Below are 17260 nucleotides of genomic sequence, written 5' to 3' on the forward strand. Positions count from 1 at the left end.
GGGGTAGCAAAATCGTATACTTTTCAGTGTTATAGTATTGTATACAATAATTAATAAAATGTTTTTTTAGGCAAGGATTTGATGCGTAAGGAACTTTCGAAGTTAGACTATTTTACTCTCAAGGTGTTTGTTGGCTTAGTTGAGTTTAAAAATGGTTCGGTTGTTGCCCAGAAACTTAGTACGACACAACCAAAGGTGAGCCGCGCTTTAAGTAATATGCGAGAGGTGGTCCGTGATGAATTGTTTGTTAGGCGCCAATATGGTGTTGAGCCTAATGTAATGGCGGATAGAATATATCCTATCGCCAAATCTATTGTTCAGGCCTATGAACAGATGGCTGATGCGACTGCTCAACGCCCTGCTAAAAATCAATTAGTGATCGCAGCTCAAGAGCATTTATCTGGATTCTTGGTCGAATCGATTACTGAAGTTTGTCAGCGCCAAGGGCTAGATATGTCGGTGAGCATTCAACCTTGGAGCGATAATGTGCAAGAGTTATTGGCTCAGGGAAAAGTCGATTTCGCAATTACGGTAAACGCTAAAGCGTCTGATGTAGTACAGAACGTCAAGGTTGGAGACGTTAAGTATTACTTTCTGGCTGCAAAGAAGGGGCACTCATTATTTGAGAAAGAGTTGACGCTGAAGCATCTACTCGAAAATAAGCTGGTTTTTATTAACTACTCTAAAGTGGGCTTAGTTGATCATTGGTTTGAAAGTTATACAAAAGAACATGACTTAGACCTTAAAGTGAGTTTTAAAACGACGAGTTTAGCGATGGCGCTCAATCATCTTACTAAGTGTGATGATGTGTGTTGGACAGCCTCCATCTTCTCTCATCTGTACTTTAATAACCGGAATGATATCGATTATATCGATGCAACGGATTTTTATAATCAGGTGCTGTTTCCTAGCCGTGACCGTGAAAGTTATACCTACTATTTGCAGTATCACCATTCCCATGAAAATGATTTTTCTAAGGCGTTATCGACGCTGTTAACTGAAAAGCTCACGCTTGCTCAAGAATTATATGACCAGCAAAAGCTAGCTCAGGCTGCGTAATGATAAGAGGATGGAAACCAAGTTAACTCACTCAGGTATTGGTATTTTAACTTGATGTTGTTGGCGGAGGGTAACTCATTTAGACGGTTCTCCGCTGGTTAACAGGTACATAATCATCTAATAAGATTAATGCGGTTTTAGAATGAACCTTCATTCTAAAACCTGCTAAGTCTAAGAGGGCTTTCCGAGTTGTTCCATGGCGATATTTCGCATCTGGATCAGTTCGCTATGGCGCAGATATAGAAGCTCAGCAGTGCGGCGAATAATTTGGTCTTCATAGCGACATAAATGACCATCAGCATAGGCAAGCTGCCACATTGCTAAGATCAGCTGCTGTTTTTGTTCTACATCGAAATTGTCATTAATCGCTTGAGTAAACTCATACAAAGAGGTGGATTTCTCTTGTGATTTTTTTGCATCACTAATCAAGGTTTCTACATCGTTAATGCTGAGATTTAAAGTGGTGGTTAACAGCTCTGGCAGGAGTTTATTTTCTTGCTCAGACACACTCTCATCAGCCATTACCACTTCTAAAAGTAGGCTTGCAGCTGCTAGATTTAAATGTTCGGCGAGCTCTTCATCAGATAGTTTGACGTGTGGATTAGCAAAGAAATGTTTGAGTTTTGCAAGCATATTAACTCCTAAAGCTGAAGAGGGAATGTGATTATAATGATATTTAGAGCACTATTTTCATCGAGAGTTCCCTCTCAGTTATACGCCGATAACTGAGAAGGAGAAAGGCGTTTATAAGATAGAGTTAAGGCCTTTCATCAGTAGATCTGCTGTGCCAGCGCTACCGTTGGTGTCTAAGTATCCTTTTACAATATCGACCATAGGCGCTGCTAACTCTTTTGAAATCCCTAGCTTTTCAAAGGCGTCATACACCATGGCACCCCCTTGAAGAGACTCACCTAAGCCACCGGCTTTTGATAATAAACCAGACATGCCTGAGTCACTGTTTAGCTCAGGAGCTGCACTTAACAGCCCATCGACCCCTGGGATCGAATCAGCTATTGAGCTAAAGTCATTGCTACCTAAAGAGCTTTTCGCCAGTGAAAGCAAGCTGCCTAATCCACCCTCAGCTTGGGTCTGACTCAGACCCAGTTGTGACATCACGCTACCGACTAAGTCACTTGACTCGGCTTGCTCGCTCGGTGCTTTAGCGGTTTCAGTTGCTTGGCCTAATTGGTCCAAAATTCCAGCACTGGCTGGAGTGCTCAGTAGGGCGGTAATGGCAAGCAAACTTGCAGTTGTTAATTTCATTTGGGCTGTCCTTAGTTGTTTATATTCTGTCTATTCTAGCGGTTTTAACAATTTGTTTGCATTTTTTTGTTTGTCGACACCAACGAATACGAATCACATATTCAGTTTGAGTGGTGTAATTAGTGATTTCAATTGTGCATTAATTTATAAACTTGGGTATCCTTAGCGTTAACTCGTGTTATTGAATTTTATCTTTTGGAAAACCCTATGCCATTGTCAGCAATTTTGACTCAAGCTTTTAACTTTTTTCGAAACAATATTAGTCAGTTAGCATTTTTGTTTGTACCAATTTTATTTATACAAGTTGGTATACAACTATGGCTAAGTTTAGAGATTAGTTCTGCCGATCTTGAAAACCCACAATTTGGCACTAGCCACATGGTCGCCATGATGGTGCTGTTGCTGGTGTTTTCGTTCCTGATCGCCGCTTTAACGTTATTTTTAGAGATCCGTTCTCAAGGTCACAGCCCAAGTAATGGCATGATCTTAAAGACGGGTTTGAACTTTGTTCCACCGCTATTGTTAGCGGGAGTGTTCTCGGGTCTTGCCGTTGCCGCGCCAGTGATGATTTTGGCTGCGATTAATGTCAACTTGATGATTATCGGTATCTTTGTATCGCTTTATCTGTTTGCTCGCCTGGCATTCGTTAACTTCATGGTTGTGGTTGAAAGACTGACACCAATGGAAGCGATTAAGCGCAGCTTTAGTTTTAGTGGTCCAATCGTACTTAAAACAATTGTCGTGCTATTGCTATACATTCCATTGTCGCTATTTGGTGGCATATTGGCACAAATCACTGAGCTAGGTGGCCTTCCTGTACAGCTTATTGGCGAAGTGATTGTGGCCTTCTTTGGCCTATTTGTGAACGTTGCCCTGTTCCGTTTGTATATGGTGTCGCGTCCGACTCCTGAAACGCCTGGCAACATTCAAGAAAACGACAGCAGCACTGATTAAATCAGTATTGTATTGAGCCTTGCAGTATTTTGCTTTCGAGTAAAGTGCTGCCGGGTTAGCGTGTTAGTTTAAAATTGCGACTCGCTTAAGCAGCGATATTTTTCGGTTGTGGTTAGGGGTATACGTCTTGTTGAACGATATTGAATTCGTGAATCTGTTTTCTGCGGAATTAGGCGAGGATTATCGCAAGGCTAAAAGCTATGTAAAAGATGTTCCTACCCAGGCTTTACTGCATGTGCGTAGCTTCAGTCATAAGCTAACGAGTCTTCTGGCTGAGCCGAAGAAGGTTCACTTTGAAAGCCCCAACCTCTATGACCGAATCGAGCAGTTAAATCAACGCCGACTCATAGATGTTAAAACCACACGCGCACTGCATAAGCTTAGAAGCGATGGTAACCGTGGCGCCCACCCTGAAAAATATCACCTGACTCCAGATCAGTTACAGCAACTAAGTGAACGTTCGATCAAGCACCTTTTGTCTTTGGTTGAATCGCTGTTTGTGAGCGTGACGAAACAAGATAAACCCGACTACTACTTCGAAGAGTTTGATTCATTGGCGGGACGAGATCTTTGTTATCGTGCGGTAATGGAGCGAGATCCCGAGTCTCAGTATTTAGTGGGTATGTCGCTAAAAACGCGGGCATTGATGCAGCGTGAGCAAGAGTTGGCACTGCACGATAGTGGTCAGGAGGCGGTGGAAGATCGCTCAACAGCTTCACTGAAACAAGCCAGCTATTGGTTCGCCCAAGCCTCGGAAAAAGAGTTAAATGCCTTGTATGAGCACGGCGTGTCTTTAATCCATGGCTACAGTGGAGAGACTGACGTAGCCGCTGGTGAGCGAGCGATTGCTAAAGCTGCAGATGCAGGAATTGCCAATGCGATGGCACTGCTAGGTTATTTCTATCTGGTGGGGAGCGAGCAATTTAGTGTCGACCTAAATCTGGCCGAAAAATTTCTAAGTCAGGCTGCTAAGCTTGAGCAATCAGAAGCGATGGCCAATCTTGGGGTACTGTATTACCAGCAAAATAATTTAACCACGGCTTATAAGTATATTAATCGGGCGGCACAGGCCGGTTTTCCTCATGCACAATTTCATTTAGCCTTGATGCTAGCTCGCGGTGAAGGCTGTGAGCAAGACAGCGTAAAGAGTGCCTATTGGATGGCGGAGGCTGCAGAGCAAGGGCAGGTTGACGCTATGCTGTCACGCGCACAAACCATGTTGCATGATGATAATGCATTAGGACAAGATCTCTCCCAGGCAGAATCTTACTTACGTGAAGTGATTAAATACGGCCACAGTGTCCCAGCCATGATAGAGCTGAGTATCGCCCTTGCCGATGGTATTTTGGGGCACATTGACGTGGTGTCTGCCGCCGCCTTACTCAAAATGGCACGGGAGCGAGCGAATCAGGAAGAGCTAGATGTGATCTTGCCTTTATGGGGATCATTATCACACCAAGTCGATGCGGTATTAGCGGTGAGCGATTCAAAAGAAGAGCGTGTGTCATTACACAAAGCGGCAGAACTATTGTCAGAGCCTACAGAGTTGGCTGAGTAATGACTCGAGCCCGTAGCATTGTTCGTCTAGTCTATGTTGTACTTTCTTGTCCCCATTCAGTCGCTATTCGCGCTTAACTCCGCAGCTAAACTTGAATTAACCTCAGAATAACTATGCATTATCAGTGATAAAATATAATTATCAATGCATGGGTTAGCACCAAAGATTGACTTCGATTGGGCTGCTGGGTGAGTTCTTTTCATGTTCAGTACCCTGCTATATTTAGCTCCTGTTAGCCTGTAACTCTTTAATCCTCTGAGCTTGCCCTATCTATTGTCTGTTATCCTCGTTGACTAGTTAGTCAAACTGCTTAATCGACTGTTATAATTGTATAATGTATACTTGGGTTGTGATCTTGATTATCCGCTTACCCGCTAGGAGTTCTTTTGCCAAACTTTGATACTGAACAAGACAGTGCTGCAACCTTATCATTTGATGCACAACAAGCTACGCTGAATCAGTTTGCAGAGCGCTATATCAAGCTGGTGTTAGCTGTAGGTCAACATGATAGCTATTATGTTGACGCATACTACGGGCCAGAAGAGTGGCAGAAAGAGACCTATTGGCAACCGTTAGCAGAGCTTCAAAGTCAGCATCAATTCGGTTCTGAGTTATTAGCAACACTGGCACTACAGGTAAGCGCTGATGAGCTTGTTGAGCGTTATCAATTCTTAAAGACGCAGTGGCATTCTGTCGGTGCGTATCTTAATTTCTTACAAGGCAAGCAACTGAGCTTTAATGAAGAAGCGGTTGCTTTATATGATTGCCATTTAAGTCCCTATTCACTGCTAGAGCATCAACAAGTGCTGGCTGACATAGAAGCTCTACTACCGGGAGATGGCTGCCTGACCGAGCGTTATAATCAATTTAAGTCTCAGTTTATTGTTCCAAAAGACAAAGCGGCACAGGTGTTTACGGCCTCGGTTGATATTGCTAGGCAACTCACCAGCAAGCACATGAACTTGCCTGACAACGAAAGCTTTGAAATTGAATATGTGAACGACAAAGTGTGGACGGCGTATAACTGGTATAAGGGTGACTCCCACAGTTTAATCCAGTTAAATCAAGACCAACCATTAGGTATTGAGCGCTACTTAGAGTTGGCGTCCCATGAAGGCTATCCTGGGCATCATGTATTTAATGTCTTGCAAGAGCAGAAGTTAGTGAAGGCTAAACAATGGCTAGAATATTCCATTTATCCGTTATATAGCCCAATCTCTTACCTTTCTGAGGGCAGTGCAAACTATGCGTTGAGTTTGATCATGTCTGACGACGAAGTATTGGCCTTTGAGCGTGATGTGCTAATGCCGCTGGCAGGGCTAGAGGGGGATCTGGCTTTATTCCATAAGGTATTAAAGCTGATAAAGAAACTTGGCTACTACGAAAACTATGTCAGTCAGTGTTTAACCGACAAACAGGTTGATGCTGAAACGGCTGAAAAGATGCTAATCGATGGCGCGCTATATCCGCGTTCTCGTGCTAAACAACGAGTGCAGTTCTTTGATCGTAATCGTTCGTATGTGATTAACTACAGCGTGGGCGAAGATGCTGTTGCTGCTTGGGTAGAGGCTAGAGCTGAGACTAAAGCAGATAAATGGACACGCTTTGAGGCCCTGTTATCAAGACCTCTTAATGCATCAGATATGCTCGTTTAGCCTGCGAGGCCAGTTAACTCGAGCCCAGTTAAACCTGTGCTAAGCTTGAGTTAGAGCTGAGTTAAACTGGTTCATTTGGGTTGTGTTCAAAAGTACGACCCTGACGTGGAGTTGAGGAGGTCTCTTTGAAAATAGTCTCCTGGAACTCTTCACTTTGGCTGTGAAACTCTTGATTCGCTTGCTGCTTTTGAAAGCGAGCTAGCTGACGCTTTAGGAATACTCGGCCAAATAGACTGAGTACGACAAAAGTAATGGCGCCAAATAGTAATAAAAATGGCAATGCAACCAACGCTAACGTCATAAACGCTAAGCCGATAACGAATGCTAACCAACCACGAGTACCAGAAAATCGATTCAGCATCGGATTGTGTTGAAATTGGCTATAAATCATATGTTCTCCCAAATGTCTTAATGTTAGCTTACACGAAGAAGATGAATGAAGACTGAATGGCTTTAGTCTTTTGTTCGTGATCTCTAAGGCTAACTGTTAAATATTATATTGCCGAATATTTAAACTAAGATCACGTTAATAAAGCTTCATCTTAATATGTGGCATTCATCCCCCAACTCTGCGCAGGCTATTTAGGGATATTATGGCTAGAAAGTGCATTCGCTACGCTTTCGCAAATAATCTCTTTTACCCACTTGTGTCCCGGTTCGTCAGCATTACGTTCATGCCAAAGTAATACATAGGCGAGAGGAATAAACTCAAAGGGTAGAGGTAACTCAACGAGTGAATAAAGCTTCTTAGCATGTTTAGCGAAGCTCGCGGGTAAGGTAAAAATCAGATCGCTATGGGCACATACGCTCGCGGCCCCATAAAAATCAGGCACGGTGGTGCTTAGGCGACGATGATGGCCTAAATCAGCTAGATGGTAATCGAGTGCCCACCAGTCATTGCCTTCACAACGTACTTGAACATGTGACATCTCAAGATAAATATCAAGATCCCAGTGACCAGCCGCTATTGTTGAGAGAATGGGGTGGTCTTGGCGGACTAAGCAGACTTGATGGTCGGTAAATAAGGTCTGGTGCGCTATGCCCTCGGGTAATCTATCGACTTGAAAGGCAGCCTGTGGATGCAGTTCCCGCCCTGAAATACCAAAGTCTATCTGTCCTTGCTGAATAGCTTGAATCGAGTTTTCTGTCCATACAAAGCTATTGAGTTTAAGGTTGGGCGCTCGATTGAGCAGCGTACCAATAAAGTAGGGGATCAATGTTTCATAGGCGCTCTCAACCATGGCAAATGAAAACTGGCGCGTGCTGTTATGTGGCGTAAAACTGGGCGGCAAGGTTAATTGGTGCAGCCCTTGTAAGCATTGCGGCAGCATTTTTCCTAACTGCACGGCATGAGCCGTTGGCTTAAGTCCATGAGCTGTGCGCAGAAAAAGCGGGTCACCTAGGGTTTCTCTTAACCGGTGTAAACTCTTGCTTAACGCTGACTGGCTGACATGCAAACGGTTGGCCGCACGGGTGACACTTTGTTCTTCTAATAGCACTTGTAAGATAACCAATAGGTTTAGATCGATACGTGCGAGGTTTTCAAGTTTCAAAGATATTCCTCAATGGAAATTCATAATGGAAATAATATCATTTCTGTTCATACCTTAGTTTGATTACTATAGCGCTGTTTTCCTAATTCTGAGAAAGATCATGCGTCGTAGTTTGTTACCTATTTTATTGCCAATGGTGATTTTAAGCCCGTTGGCTATCGATATTTACCTCCCATCTATGCCTGCAATGGCGGCAGAGTTTTCTGTGTCAGCGAGCGAGATCCAATCGACGCTAGTGCTTTTCTTATTTGCTATGGGCACAGGCCAGCTATTAATCGGGCCGTTAGCAGACCGTTATGGTCGTCGCCCCATTGCGATTGGCGGTATCATTTTTTACATGATTAGCAGTGTATTAGCCGCTATCGCTGTGGAGTTTCATTGGCTTCAAATAGCCAGAGTGATGCAGGGCCTAGCCGCGTGTTCAACTTCAATAGTGGTATTTAGTGCCGTAAGGGACTGCTTTTCACCAAAAGAAGGCGCGCGATACTACAGCTATTTGAATGGCATGATCTGTATTATTCCTGCATTAGCACCGACACTTGGCGGCATGTTAGCGCTGCAATTTGGCTGGCGCTCTAACTTCATTTTTATGGCGCTATATGGCCTGGTTATTCTTGCGTTAGTGACCTATCGCTTACCTGAGACTCGCCCACAAAATACCGTGAGTGATGGGCCGCTATATCGCTGGGCACGCTATAAGCCGGTGATAACCGAGCCACATTTTGTGTTTTATGCTATCGCTTGTATGGCAGGTATGGCTGCGATTCTTAGTTATGTGTCTTATGCGCCAGTCTGGTTGATTGGTCACCTTGGAGTGTCTGAATTAGCCTTCAGTGGCCTGTTTGGTTTAAATGCAGCAGTGAATATCGTGGCTTGTTTTGCAGCGCCGTTAGTGATGAAAAAATTAGGTAACCGCTCTACAGTGATTATCGCATTAGCGCTAATGCTAGTATCTGCGGTAACTCAGGTCATAGTGCAGCTCGTTGGGCCGCAAACAGGCATGATGGCGGCGTATAGCTATATGCTACCTATGATGCTGCTATGTATTGGCTTTGCACTGTTACTTGGCCCTGCAACCAGCATGGCGCTATCAGCCTTTGGTGAAAGAGCGGGCACTGCAACGGCAATGCTTGGCTTTATTCAGATGAGTGGCGCTTCACTACTTACGGCGTTAGTGCAGCAAACGAGTCTGCCAGCCCCTTATGCAGTAGCAATGCTGATGGGCTCTGGTGCCATCGTGCTACTCGCTATGATGGCGATGCCAAAGTTAGATCACTGGCATCAAGAGCAACACGCTTATTAGGCTTGTCTGCCGAGAGCGGCTGATAACTAATAGTAACAGTTAACTTTGTTTCACCCTGAAACACCCTTAGCCTGCATAGACTAACCATCTCTGCAGGCTTTTTTTATTTTAGTGTTTTTTTATTTTAGTGTATGAGATTAGAAGCGGGCGTTAACGGCCAGACGGAAGAAAACACCATCAGGTGAGTCACCTTCGTCATCGAAGTACTTAGCTACAGAAGCGTTGGCTGCGAAAATATTAGAGAACTGCCACCAGTAGGCAGTATTGATGGCGTAAAGGCTATCGCTATTGTCATGGCTATTTTGATAAAGACTGTCGTCCTGGCTGTGCCACGACATCAATTTACTATCAAAATTGCGCCATGAATATTCCCCACCCACTGACCATGAATGATTGATATAGAAATCAGCGGAAAGATGCACTAAGTGACTCTCTGTGTTTCCTTCATATCGAGCGTGCCCCACTTCGTCGGCATTGCCTGTGTAGTAGCTTAAGGTATTTAGATCGTCAGTTTTACTGTACTGCCAAAATCCTGCTAGCTCTATACCCGTGAATGATTGCATTGGAATAAAGCTACGCGCCTTTACCCCATAAGTATCAGAGTTGTCTTCAAAGGATGTTCTATACACGTACCCGATAGGGGGTTGGTTCATGTTATAAGTATCTTCAATGCTATCTGAACCATTGGTATTGGTGTAGTAAATGGAAACTTCAGAGGTGTCGTTAAAATAGTAACCTAAGCTTAACTGATAGGTATCTTGGCTTCTATCTAGTATCGTGTGGTGACTGTTATTATCGGTCTTTGCGTATATGCCTCCAGCAAACCATTTTGAATTAAACACGTATGTGGCATCAACATGATAGACATCAACATCGTTAATCACTTGCATTTGGGAATATTGCACACCAATATTTGAGGTTTGCGCTAGGGTTCCGTTAAGTGCATAAGGACCTTTAGAAATATCGACGGGGGTAAAGTAGTAGCGATAACCAAAATTCCAAATACCATCGCCAAAGTCATCACTATAGGTGCCAAGGGCAAGATCTAATTCGTGTTGATAGCTGTTATTTGTCTGAGTTGGAGCATCGCTTGCTAGAACATTACAGGCAATAAGGTTAGATAATATAACCAGAGATATTGTGCTTCTTTTCATTTTACGTCCTTGTTAGAGCCCTAAATTGATAGGGCTGCGATGATGACCTTTATACTGAGTGGTATTACTCAGTTCACCCGTAGTCTAAATAGCAAATAATCTGTACAAGCTAGCGCAGATAAACTATCTAATAAGATCCAGGTGTACGGCTAATTCATTCTTTTAAATTAGCCACTTAAAATGATCTGGTTGAAACTTACGCTATATCAAGCGCAATTGTAAAGCTAAGTAGTCGTGTAATTTGTAACAACACTCAGCTACAATTTGCAGGCTACTCCAAACAAATACTTAGAGGTTTTGTGTCTCGTCCAACTTGTCCTAACTGTCACTATCCGTTAAATGCGTGTTTGTGTGCCAGTATTCAAACCATGCAGGTCAAACCTGAACTGATTATTTTGCAAGACCCGAGTGAAGTCGGCCATGCCAAAAATAGTGTGCGCTTGCTAGAGCTTGTCATTACAAACACGCAAGTTGTAGTGGGTGAAAACCCCGATGATTTTGCAGGGGTGCGTGAGCAATTAGCGCAGTCGAATAAGCCTATTTATTTAGTGTATCCGTCAGACAATAGTGTATCGGCAAACGAGACTCAGGTTGAGAAAGAGGTAATACTGCTTTTTTTAGATGGTACCTGGCGTAAGGCGTATAAGTTACTGCAGTTAAACCCTTGGCTGCAGGCTTATCCTGCGCTGCATTTGGATCTAGATTCCGCGTCAAATTACACAATACGCAAAGCCAGTCGCAGTGATAGTTTGTCAACATTAGAAGCGGCGGCCATGATGCTCAAGGCGATCGATCAGCAGCAAGATGTTACGCCGTTAACTCATGCCTTAAGCGCGATGGTTGAGCAGAGGCTAGCGTCTATGCCAGCAGAAGTAAGAGCCAGATATCGCTAAGAATCTTTATTGATTTGCAGGTATGAGGTGTGTCGATGAGTCCGTTCATCGATGTGAGCTTTTGTGATTCACATCGTTTATTCCTTGAAAAAACCCTGTCGATATCACGCTAATTTTAGCGGTAATAGGGTTTAATATGCCTATCATCTTATGGTGATGATAGTGGCTACGCTGGCAACAGCTTTTGCAGGGAGCGACACTGAGTAATTACATTCAGAGTGCTGGCGTAGCTACCCTCCACATGCTTGGGGGAGCGAATCTTCTCGCGTAATTGACTTCAATGTTTCTAAAGAAAAGCGTTCGCTGGTTGTCGGTTTGCCAAAATAGTAGCCTTGGCCCATCCCTTTCCCTATGGTTAAAAGCAAATCTCTTTGCTGTCTGGTTTCTATCCCTTCAACAATAAAGCGGATCTTCAAGGTCTGAGCTAACTGGATGACGGCTTTACAGAGGTTAACTCCCTGCTCGCAGTGTAGATTTTGGACAAACTCAGAGTCAATTTTTAGGGTGTCAATTGGCAAGGTGCTTAAATGGCTCAATGAAGATAAGCCTGCACCGAAGTCATCAATGGCAATGCTGATGCTCATCGCTTTTAATTGGGTCAGCACTTTTGTAATGAGCGTCGGTCGGCGGATAAGCGCGCTTTCGGTGATCTCTATAATTAAGGCATTAGCAGGTAACTGTGTTCGTGCTAATACTCTTTCAAGCATGGAGATGAAATCGGGATGCTCAAGCTGTGAGGCTGAAATGTTGACGCTAATTTTTAATATTGGGTTGAACTCTTTACGCCATTTTACCATCTGTAAGCAGGCTTGCTCCAATACCCATTGCCCCACGTTGACCATTGAGCCCGTCTCTTCTAATAGAGGAACAAAGTCGTGAGCTTCAAGGATTTCACCATTACTTCGTTGCCAGCGAAGCAGGGTTTCGACACTCACTAACTCGCTAGACTCAAGCTCGACAATACCTTGATAGACTAAACTAAATTGCCTTAAACCTTGTGCATGGCGCAGATCATTTAAAATGTGGAGCTTTTTCTCAGCAGCCTCTCGAATCGTAGCGTTATAAAAGCGAATATGATTAGGGCTATTTTTAGCTGAGTACATTGCGGTATCAGCCATGCTCAGTAGCTGATTCGCTTCATCGCTTTGTTGCGGAAAAAGCGAGATCCCGATACTGGTTCCCAGATAAAACTTTTGACTATCGACCTCGAACGGTGCTTCAAACAGTGAGAGTACTAACTCTGAAAATGCTTCAATCTCTTGTCTGCTAGCGCACTCAGGCAGTATTAAAGTAAATTCATCGCCACCAAGACGCGCAATTTCAGCATTCTCAATACAGCATGCTTCTAATCTTGCTGCTACAAGCTGTAAGACTTTATCACCCGTTGAATGGCCAAAACTGTCGTTAACATTTTTAAAACCATTGAGATCTAAGAACATTAAGGCGCCAATCATGTCAGGCTTATGCTTGATATGACTAATGGATTTATTGAGGAGCTTAATCAGATGAAAACGGTTGGGTAGCCCGGTCAGTTTGTCATACATGGCTTGTTGAGTGAGTTTAGCTTCGAGGGCTTTTTTGTCACTGATATCACTAAATAGATTGACATAGAAGACCTGTCCATCGGCATAAATCCGTCGACAGCTCTGCCATGCAGGAAAAGTAGAGCCATCAGAGCGGCATTTCCAAACTTCACCTTGCCAGCTACCACGATCGTTTAATTGTGTGCTGGATGTGTGCGTATCGAGCTGCACTTCAAGATGCAGGTCGGCGGGGGTTTTTGTGAGTAAATGTTCAGCACTGAAACCACAAATACGGCACATCGCTTTATTTACCGCCAAGATACGTTTGCTCTCGTCGGTGATATAAACCGCTTCAGCGCTGTCTTCTAAGGTGATTGACATCAATTCTTTGGGCAAGGTTTCAAAGCCGTTGCTGATGGTCTCTCTAGTGCGCTTACGCCTATTCATAGGCTTAAACGAAATAATCATCACTTGTTTTTCATCAAGTTCAGCAGGATAGATAGTCACAACTGTGGGTAAGTCTTTGCCTTGCTGGCTCATGTGTAGCCAGCTCATCGATACAACTTCGCCTTTAGCGGCTCTTTTGAGCATTTGCTGGCCATATTCGACGCTGCTTCTGCCTGATGATTGGATCCTAGGGGAAAAATCAAACGGTGTTGCATGAAGAAAGTTATGCTCTTGGCTCTCAAAATAGTTGAGCGTTGCAGCATTAGCTGCCAAAAAGCGAGAACCTTGAATAATAGCCAATGCAGTGGGCTCAGACTCGTTTTGCCAAAGCTTGAGCTGATCTGATAATCCGGGGACGGTAAAAGATACACGCGAATATAGCTTAGACCACATTGACACACTCATACACTCTTCCCTTTTGGTATGACTCTATTCAGTGCTAGAACAACACAGGAATTGATGATAAAGCCAGCAATTTAGTATAGCTTTATTCGATTGGCGTCAAAAATACCTTTATTTGACGCTTTGTACAATTAAGATGTAACAAAATTGAATCTAGAGAACATTTACAACAAAAATAGTTTTGAAATCGATAAGTTAAGCAGTCAGTACCGATTAAAATCGTTGCTAACCATCGCAGTGACGGTTTGCTGTAATACAACGGTTTTAATTTAAGCACTTTAATTCAATTGCTTGAGATAAATAGTGGCCAAGACAAAATAAAAGACGATGCGAGCACCGAGGAAATGGGTAGAATATGCATTTAGAGAAGTGCTTCTTATAAAAGGAATAAAAGTGGCCATTCAGAAAATAGCATTAACGAGTCAGCTCTTCGTTTTTCTTGGTTTTATGGGAATGAGTTTAGATTTAGCCGCGGCGGACCCAGAAGCGACCGCTGAGCGGGCCCATTCTTTATCGCTACAAGCAGAAAAAACCAAGCAACGCGTTGAGCATGAGCAACTGCAAAAAGCGCGTGATGCCGCCAAGCAAAGGCAAGAGCGCGAAAGCAAAGTGCTTGAAAGGCAAGAGTCTGGTGATTGGGAAAGCGAGCAAAGAGAAAAAGCACAAACACAATTTAAGCAGCGTGAATCGCGTGAAGAAAAATACTTGCGTGAAGCGCGAGAAGCGGCCAGTAAAGATCGCAAAATCCCCAAGCCTTTTGAATAAGCCTTATTACCAAAATAAATAGAGTTAGGAATATCCAGTGAGTATTTGTCCCTTGTGCCAGCAGCCTGATTTACAGGCTTTCCATCAAGATAAGCTGAGAGAATATCAGCGCTGCAATCATTGCTTACTGGTCAGCGTTCCAGATCGCTTCTTGCTTAATAGTGTTGATGAAAAAGCCGTTTATGATCAACATCAGAATAATCCTGATGATCTTGGTTACCGTAAATTTTTATCAAGGGCACTGGATCCTATTTTAGCGCGAGTCACTCAAGATGCGCAGGGGCTAGATTTTGGCTGCGGCCCCGGTCCCACAATTAGCGTGATGGCGGCAGAAAAAGGCATCAAGGTTGATAATTACGATCTCTATTATTGCAACGCCCCTCAAAAGCTGCAGCAGCAATATGATTTTGTCACAATCACAGAGGTGATTGAGCATGTAGCGGATGCAAAGTCCTTATTAGCGACACTCGATAGCCTGCTACAACCTGGCGGCCTATTGGTAATTATGACTAAGCGGGCAGGCGATCTCGACGCTTTTCGCAACTGGCATTATAAAGGCGACCCGACTCATATAAGATTTTACTCAACCGCGACCTTTGAATGGATAGCCAAGCAGTACGGCTGGACACTCGAAGTCATGGGTAATGATGTAGTGCTTTTTACTAAAGATTAACGGCAGGTGCGTAAAGCCCTGTCCTCAAGCTGGCAACAACTTGCTATAGTCGCTGTGTAAAAATAGTCGCTGTGTAAAAATAAACCCCCCATCTGCAAAGGCTCTTCTATAGGGCCTTATTGTTAATATGAACAAAGGAATGAGCAGTATGAAAGTAACAATTTCGGCACTTATCTATTGGGCGTGTATCTGCTTTAGTGCTTCGCTATCGAGCGCTGCACAGGCTGCGTCGAGTGACTCGATTACGTTTTTAAACAAAGCCGATGCCGCTAACGTATTAACCCAAGAAGATGACTTTGTTCGTGGTATTAGTCAATTTGATATGGCCTCACGCATGAAGCGTGCAGACAGTCCGAGTAAAGCTGAGTATCTGGCTTTTGTTGCAGGACAGACCTTAGATTGGAGTGAGCAAGAGCGTACTGCTGTGAAGCAAGCATTTGCCCAGATCCAGCCTCAACTAGCGGCATTAAAAGTGTCACTGCCAACACCCATAGAGTTTATTAAAACCACCGGCTTAGAAGAGGGCGGCGCGGCTTATACCCGAGGCCAAGCCATTATTTTGCAGCAAAAGCAGCTGACAAATGAACAAGGCCTGCCTGGGTTAGTTGCCCATGAGTTACTGCATATATTTTCTCGTTTTAATCCCCAAATGAAACAGCAGCTTTATCAAGCGATTGGCTTTTACCCTGTCGGCGAGATTAGTTTTCCTACGGCGCTTGCCAAGCAAAAAATCACCAATCCCGATGCACCCATCAACGACTTTGCCATTAGAGTTCGCTATGACGATAAGCTGGTTTGGGCTGTGCCTATTCTGTACTCGGCTGATAAGCAATATAGCCTAGAGAAAGGCGGTGAGTTTTTTGATTATTTAGAGTTTAACTTTGTGATTGTCGGCAGTGATGAGCAGCCAAATACCGCAGCTTATGATCCGGCCAATGCACAAATTGTAAAAGTGTCTGAGCTAAAGGGCTTCTTTAAGCAAATTGGCCGTAATACCAACTATATTATCCATCCAGAAGAGATCATTGCAGAGAACTTTTCATTCTTAATGACGGGCGAAACCGAGCTTAAATCGCCAAAACTACTGCATAGCATCGAGCAGATTTTTGTTGCTCAGTGATTTGAATAAATAACGTGGCTGGTGATCTCATTAACCTTAGCTGAAGCTATCAGTGCGGTTATTCGGTACCAGCCATATCTATTTAGCTGTTTAAGTGATGCAGTATTACCTTTTGCACTAACTCTAGTGTCGCTTCAGCCTCTGAATCTAGGGCAAAACCATATTGTGCTAAGCCTGTTTGTGGCTCTAACTCTTGCTGATTCTTCAGGGTTACAGGAATGGTTTTTAGCTCATCATCAAGCTCAACTTCGAGCCTAAATTGGCTATCCACAATAAAATCGCTTCTGGCTTTACCTACAAATGCCCCGCCTTTAATTGAGATATCTTTTAAATAACCGCTTGAAATAACATCAGCACAATCGAGTGCAATAAGACTGGCTTTGACATTGATAGGCACGCGAGAATGCTGCCTCAAGGCAACCGTTTGCAACTCTTTGGGATAGGTGACTATTAGCCAGCGACCTACAGAGCTAACAACTTGTTGAATAGTACTTCTAAAGGCCAAGATCTTGGCATCTTGCTCGTCGCTACTGACGACCCGAAGGATCACACTCTGTCGCTCTCTGATATAGGCACTTGCAGCTTGCCAAGCTTTGTCATTGCCTAAGGCTAAGATAACCGAACGACCGGGATCTATGCCGATTAAGCGGCTACGCAAGCGAATTGTTTGTGTTGGTGTGAGTAACTGCAGGTGCACCCCAGTGCCGCAGTTTATCGTGTCTAATGTATTGAAGTCCTTTTCTGATGGCATAAAGCAACCTACCCGTCGATTAAGCAGAGCTTGAAGCTAACATAAAAGAGTCGTTTTCAACAACGAGAACACACCGGCGTTGCGTCTGGTTTACCTTGAGTTACAAATATTTGCCGCAGTTAATTTGATTTTCATCACAATTTGCTTTTTGATGGACGCTGCTTTCATAGCGAAACATCGCGATGAA

The 17260-nt window shown here is 43.8% G+C and carries 16 protein-coding genes; 9 read left to right on the forward strand and 7 right to left on the reverse strand.

Annotated elements, in window-relative coordinates:
• The first annotated feature begins 81 nt into the window (after positions 1-81).
• Positions 82-1059, forward strand: a complete 978-nt coding sequence (locus ACVBJC_RS00980) for a LysR family transcriptional regulator (RefSeq protein WP_447158948.1) — start codon at positions 82-84, stop codon at positions 1057-1059.
• A gap of 171 nt (positions 1060-1230) precedes the next feature.
• Here ACVBJC_RS00980 and ACVBJC_RS00985 read toward each other — a convergent pair whose 3' ends face one another.
• Positions 1231-1692: a tellurite resistance TerB family protein gene (locus ACVBJC_RS00985; protein WP_447158947.1), complete on the reverse strand. Its 462-nt coding sequence runs from the start codon at positions 1690-1692 to the stop codon at positions 1231-1233.
• Positions 1693-1803: 111 nt separating this feature from the next.
• Entirely contained in the window at positions 1804-2322 is a 519-nt protein-coding gene (locus ACVBJC_RS00990) for a DUF2780 domain-containing protein (RefSeq protein WP_447158946.1), read from the reverse strand.
• Between the two features lie 207 nt (positions 2323-2529).
• On the opposite strand from ACVBJC_RS00990, the gene ACVBJC_RS00995 reads away from it, so the two are divergent.
• The 3 genes from ACVBJC_RS00995 (at position 2530) to ACVBJC_RS01005 (ending at position 6489) form a co-directional block, all read left to right on the forward strand.
• Positions 2530-3276 carry a hypothetical protein gene (locus tag ACVBJC_RS00995; protein ID WP_447158945.1) on the forward strand — a complete coding sequence of 249 codons (747 nt, stop codon included), beginning with the start codon at positions 2530-2532 and terminating at the stop codon, positions 3274-3276.
• Between the two features lie 127 nt (positions 3277-3403).
• Complete coding sequence (locus ACVBJC_RS01000; protein ID WP_447158944.1) at positions 3404-4834, forward strand: DUF4145 domain-containing protein; 1431 nt, start codon at positions 3404-3406, stop codon at positions 4832-4834.
• Positions 4835-5220: 386 nt separating this feature from the next.
• Positions 5221-6489, forward strand: coding sequence for a hypothetical protein (locus tag ACVBJC_RS01005; protein ID WP_447158943.1), 1269 nt, complete (start codon positions 5221-5223; stop codon positions 6487-6489).
• 61 nt (positions 6490-6550) lie between these two features.
• Here ACVBJC_RS01005 and ACVBJC_RS01010 read toward each other — a convergent pair whose 3' ends face one another.
• Positions 6551-6880 (reverse strand): hypothetical protein, encoded by a 330-nt coding sequence (locus ACVBJC_RS01010; protein WP_447158942.1) that lies wholly within the window; start codon positions 6878-6880, stop codon positions 6551-6553.
• A 187-nt stretch (positions 6881-7067) separates the two neighbouring features.
• On the reverse strand, positions 7068-8042 hold the full coding sequence (locus tag ACVBJC_RS01015) for a LysR substrate-binding domain-containing protein (protein WP_447158941.1): 975 nt from the start codon (positions 8040-8042) through the stop codon (positions 7068-7070).
• Between the two features lie 100 nt (positions 8043-8142).
• Between ACVBJC_RS01015 and ACVBJC_RS01020 the strand changes: the two genes are divergently transcribed.
• Positions 8143-9345, forward strand: coding sequence for a multidrug effflux MFS transporter (locus tag ACVBJC_RS01020; RefSeq protein WP_447158940.1), 1203 nt, complete (start codon positions 8143-8145; stop codon positions 9343-9345).
• A gap of 137 nt (positions 9346-9482) precedes the next feature.
• Here the strand turns inward: ACVBJC_RS01020 and ACVBJC_RS01025 are convergent, their stop codons facing one another.
• Positions 9483-10499: a putative porin gene (locus ACVBJC_RS01025; RefSeq protein ID WP_447158939.1), complete on the reverse strand. Its 1017-nt coding sequence runs from the start codon at positions 10497-10499 to the stop codon at positions 9483-9485.
• 299 nt (positions 10500-10798) lie between these two features.
• Here ACVBJC_RS01025 and ACVBJC_RS01030 point away from each other — a divergent pair, with 299 nt between their 5' ends.
• Positions 10799-11392: a tRNA-uridine aminocarboxypropyltransferase gene (locus ACVBJC_RS01030; RefSeq protein ID WP_447158938.1), complete on the forward strand. Its 594-nt coding sequence runs from the start codon at positions 10799-10801 to the stop codon at positions 11390-11392.
• Positions 11393-11622: 230 nt separating this feature from the next.
• Here the strand turns inward: ACVBJC_RS01030 and ACVBJC_RS01035 are convergent, their stop codons facing one another.
• Positions 11623-13761, reverse strand: coding sequence for a putative bifunctional diguanylate cyclase/phosphodiesterase (locus ACVBJC_RS01035; protein WP_447159134.1), 2139 nt, complete (start codon positions 13759-13761; stop codon positions 11623-11625).
• A 450-nt stretch (positions 13762-14211) separates the two neighbouring features.
• Between ACVBJC_RS01035 and ACVBJC_RS01040 the strand changes: the two genes are divergently transcribed.
• The 3 genes from ACVBJC_RS01040 to ACVBJC_RS01050 all read left to right on the forward strand — a co-directional run bounded on the left by ACVBJC_RS01040 (position 14212) and on the right by ACVBJC_RS01050 (position 16322).
• Positions 14212-14529: a hypothetical protein gene (locus tag ACVBJC_RS01040; protein ID WP_447159133.1), complete on the forward strand. Its 318-nt coding sequence runs from the start codon at positions 14212-14214 to the stop codon at positions 14527-14529.
• Between the two features lie 37 nt (positions 14530-14566).
• Positions 14567-15202, forward strand: a complete 636-nt coding sequence (locus ACVBJC_RS01045) for a class I SAM-dependent methyltransferase (protein ID WP_447158937.1) — start codon at positions 14567-14569, stop codon at positions 15200-15202.
• A 148-nt stretch (positions 15203-15350) separates the two neighbouring features.
• Positions 15351-16322: a hypothetical protein gene (locus tag ACVBJC_RS01050; protein WP_447158936.1), complete on the forward strand. Its 972-nt coding sequence runs from the start codon at positions 15351-15353 to the stop codon at positions 16320-16322.
• A gap of 82 nt (positions 16323-16404) precedes the next feature.
• On the opposite strand, the gene ACVBJC_RS01055 is transcribed toward ACVBJC_RS01050, so the two are convergent.
• Entirely contained in the window at positions 16405-17073 is a 669-nt protein-coding gene (locus tag ACVBJC_RS01055) for a flagellar brake domain-containing protein (protein WP_447158935.1), read from the reverse strand.
• Between the last annotated feature and the right edge of the window lie 187 nt (positions 17074-17260).

Source organism: Shewanella sp. 0m-6 (assembly GCF_052977325.1).